The organism is Pseudomonas sp. 5Ae-yellow (assembly GCF_014077575.1).
Classification (GTDB): Bacteria; Pseudomonadota; Gammaproteobacteria; order Pseudomonadales; family Pseudomonadaceae; genus Halopseudomonas; species Halopseudomonas neustonica.
Genome location: NZ_JACGWE010000089.1, coordinates 1 through 3,374 on the forward strand (window position 1 = coordinate 1; position 3,374 = coordinate 3,374).

Genomic DNA, 3,374 nt, shown 5'->3' on the forward strand with positions numbered 1-3,374 from the left:
AAGCGCTTCGATTTCAAATGTCCTATCGAAGTCATGAGCGAAGTGATGCAGAAAGCCTTGGCTATGCAATATGATGCTCCTGCGTCAATTCAATAACCGTGTTGCACTCAGCTCCTGCAACCGCCCCTATTCTTAGAGAGACACGAACATCCGATTTTTATCAGTGCGGGCAAGGGGCTCTCGTTCTCAGCCTGGGCTACCAGTCTGTCTTAGCTTCTGCGCTTCTTCGCAATGTCCTCGCCCACGTTGTTCTAACTTGGCGAGTCTTTCTCTGAAAATCGGGATGTATGTGCTAATCATATCAATCCGTGTTCTTTGGGTCTGTGTTTTATTCATGCCGTGGTCCCTCCATCTTTCATTTGAGTTTAACTCTGATGTTGAGTAACAGTTGGGGAGTCGGGTGGGGCAATAGGGTCTCGTTAACGGTACGGGCGACTGGCGTTCACTCCGGCGTTGGTAGCCGAGTCGTCTAGCCTCTCGCGGATCGTCAGATAATCACGAGTGAGCGGTACCGCGTCTTGTTTCTTGGCAAGCTGGATTTGAAAGACGACATGGCCGTTGTGTCGAAATGCTACTTCGCTGGCAACAAGGTAGAACCGCCACATGCGACAGAACCGCTCGTCATAGATTGACTGTACTTGGTCCAGTTTGGCCTCGAAACGGTTGCGCCACTCCTTCAGCGTCTCCGCATAGTGAAGCCGCCACACTTCGACATCGGTAACATAGAGACCAGACTGTTCCACGATGGCAAGTACCTCTGATAGGGCAGGGCTGTAGCCACCGGGAAAAATATAATGGGTAATCCAGGGATTGGTTGATCCCGGCCCATCGGCCCGGCCGATCGTGTGCAGCAGTGCGACACCATCGTCTTTGAGGCGGTCTCGCAGGGTCGCGAAGAACTCCTTGTAGTGTGGAACCCCGACATGCTCGAACATGCCGACTGATACGATACGATCAAAAGTGCCGTCGATATCGCGGTAGTCTTGCAGACAGAATTGCACGCGGTCGCCAAAACCTTCGGTCCGAGCACGATCTTCCGCGATCTTGTGTTGCTCATGCGAGAGGGTCACCCCGGTGACGCGGGCACCATAGTCACGAGCGAGATGAAGCCCGAGTCCGCCCCATCCGCAGCCAATATCGAGAACCCGTTGTTCTGGCGCCAACAGGAGTTTGGTGGCGATCAGCGCTTTCTTGTTCCTCTGCGCTGTTTCAAGAGTGTCACCCGCTTCTCGAAAATAGGCGCAGGAGTATTGACGGTCGGCGTCCAGGAATAAATCGTATAGCTCACCGGACAGATCGTAATGATGCGCCACGTTGCGTCGAGCTCGCCCGGCAGGGTTGAACTGCGCGAGCCTGCGGCAAAGCCGCCGGAGGTTAGCTAGCCAGCGATGGTGCCATATGTCGGGCTGAAGCGTCAGGTTAACGACCAGCAGCTCGATCAACCCGTAGATATCATCCTGGTCGACAGTGAGTGTGCCGTCCATATACGCATCGCCCAATGCGAGATCCGGATTGATCAGGAGTTTGCGTGGTAAGGAGTGCTCGTGAAAACGCATGGTGACTGTGGATGTCGCCCCGTTACTGTATCGCATTGACCGTCCGTCAGGGTAGACGACAACCAAGTCTCCCTGTGTAATCAGGCGCTTCAAAAAAATTGAAAGCAATCTTGCCCACATCGTTTTCTCCTTATTGCTATCTTTCTTAAAGCAGTTGAAAAAATTACTTACCAGAGATATTCGACCTTGGATTGTGGTGCCGAAGTAAGCATGGTAGGTCATGGTTTTTCAATCAATATACGGACGATGGATTGGTGGCTTAATTGATGCAGATCAGTAAAAGGGCGGAATTAGTGCGATAGGGTTGAATAAAGCAGTATTACACTGCGCCAACCCCGGCTCGCTCTGATCACGCCGGGAGTAAAGGGGTCAATAGTGAAGCGAGAAAGAAACGAACGCAGTCACAAAGATCTGGTTTGTGGCATGGAGGTCAGCCCCAGCGCCGCAGTTGATCAGTTCACTCACGAAGACAAAGTCTATTACTTCTGTTGTGGAGCTTGTCGGGAGACATTCGAGGCCGAGCCCGATAGATATATCCGGTCTCATCGTCAGCATGGAGTGCGCTCGGAGTAATACCACTACTGCATTCTGTTCACAATTGTATCGTGGCAGTCCATTGTTTTCGGCAACCCTGTCTCGCCCACCCAGCTTTTTTTGAACACAAGCCAATGACGATAACTATCATTAATACAGGTAAATAAAGCCATGAATGAATCATTCAATCACGCTGGAGCATGGGGCATAACACTGATCGTTATCGTTTTGGTGTCTTGGTTCTTTTATCGCTATTTCGCTCCCAAGAACTGGAGAGAATGGGCTGGAGCGGGGGTGGTTCAAGCCTTTATCATTGCGCTTTATGCAGAAATGTACGGATTCCCTCTCACCATCTATTTGTTGGTTCGTTTTTTCGGTTTAGACAGCGAATACGTCAGTGCTAGCTTATGGTCGACCCTATTAGGGATAGGTGAAACCGGAATGTTGATCTCAATGATTCTTGGCTACGCGATCGCTTTTCTTGGAATAGGCCTTTTTATTCAGGGATGGCGTCAGGTCCATAAGGCGCGAGGCGAGAATCGACTGGTGACAGATGGCTTATACGCTTATGTGCGGCATCCGCAATACACCGGGCTGTTTATTGCTTTGTTCGGAGAAGGAGTGGTGCACTGGCCAACACTTTTTTCAGTCGGTCTTTTGCCAATTATCGTGCTTGTTTACGCCTGGTTGGCTCGACGTGAGGAGCAGCAAGTGCTCAAGCAATTCGGTGACACGTACCGCGCGTATCAGGAGCAGGTGCCAATGTTCGTCCCCCGCTGGGGCAGTTGGCGTCAGCTCGCTGCAGCTTCACGGGTTAGTAGTGACGATGACGCAGCATGAGCGTTATTTTTGCACTAAGCTCACGGCTCTGATGGGTAAGCAGCCTGCCCGTTAGCTTATTAGCACGCAGCGCAACATAGAAGAGGAAGTCGAACATGGATAACTCGAATAACGGCGTCCATTCCTTACGCATTTTGCCGGTGGGTAACAGCCTTTCGTTGCTACTGCTTGTCAGTTATTTGTTGTGCGTGGGCTTTGGTCTGCTTGTTCCTGGTCAGGTGCGTATGTATGAGGCTTGGGCGCCCTTATTACCCGGCTTCGAATGGCTGACATGGTCAGGGTTCCTGATTGGTATGGCGGAGGTCTATCTGTATGGCTGGGCGGCGGCAAAAACTGAGTGCAACACCTGACCTTTCCGGTACGGTGCTGCCCTATGTCTTATTCCGAACTCAGCGTTGCAGAGCGTGCCACCATTCAAGTTAGTCATGCCCAAGGCCTCAGCTT

Annotated in this window: 4 protein-coding genes; 3 read left to right on the top strand and 1 reads right to left on the bottom strand. The window is 51.5% G+C overall.

What is annotated here, in order from left to right; all coding sequences use genetic code 11:
• Positions 1–419 precede the first annotated feature (419 nt).
• Positions 420–1,778, bottom strand: a complete 1,359-nt coding sequence (locus tag H4J77_RS19225; RefSeq protein ID WP_220469443.1) for a cyclopropane-fatty-acyl-phospholipid synthase family protein — start codon at positions 1,776–1,778, stop codon at positions 420–422.
• Between the two features lie 153 nt (positions 1,779–1,931).
• On the opposite strand from H4J77_RS19225, the gene H4J77_RS19230 reads away from it, so the two are divergent.
• The 3 genes from H4J77_RS19230 (at position 1,932) to H4J77_RS19240 (ending at position 3,280) form a co-directional block, all read left to right on the top strand.
• The gene (locus H4J77_RS19230; RefSeq protein ID WP_182250042.1) at positions 1,932–2,129 is read left to right on the top strand and encodes a YHS domain-containing protein; all 198 of its coding nucleotides are present in this window, start codon (positions 1,932–1,934) and stop codon (positions 2,127–2,129) included.
• Between the two features lie 132 nt (positions 2,130–2,261).
• Positions 2,262–2,930 carry an isoprenylcysteine carboxylmethyltransferase family protein gene (locus tag H4J77_RS19235; protein ID WP_182250044.1) on the top strand — a complete coding sequence of 223 codons (669 nt, stop codon included), beginning with the start codon at positions 2,262–2,264 and terminating at the stop codon, positions 2,928–2,930.
• A 95-nt stretch (positions 2,931–3,025) separates the two neighbouring features.
• Positions 3,026–3,280 (top strand): DUF5676 family membrane protein, encoded by a 255-nt coding sequence (locus H4J77_RS19240; RefSeq protein ID WP_182250046.1) that lies wholly within the window; start codon positions 3,026–3,028, stop codon positions 3,278–3,280.
• Positions 3,281–3,374 lie beyond the last annotated feature (94 nt).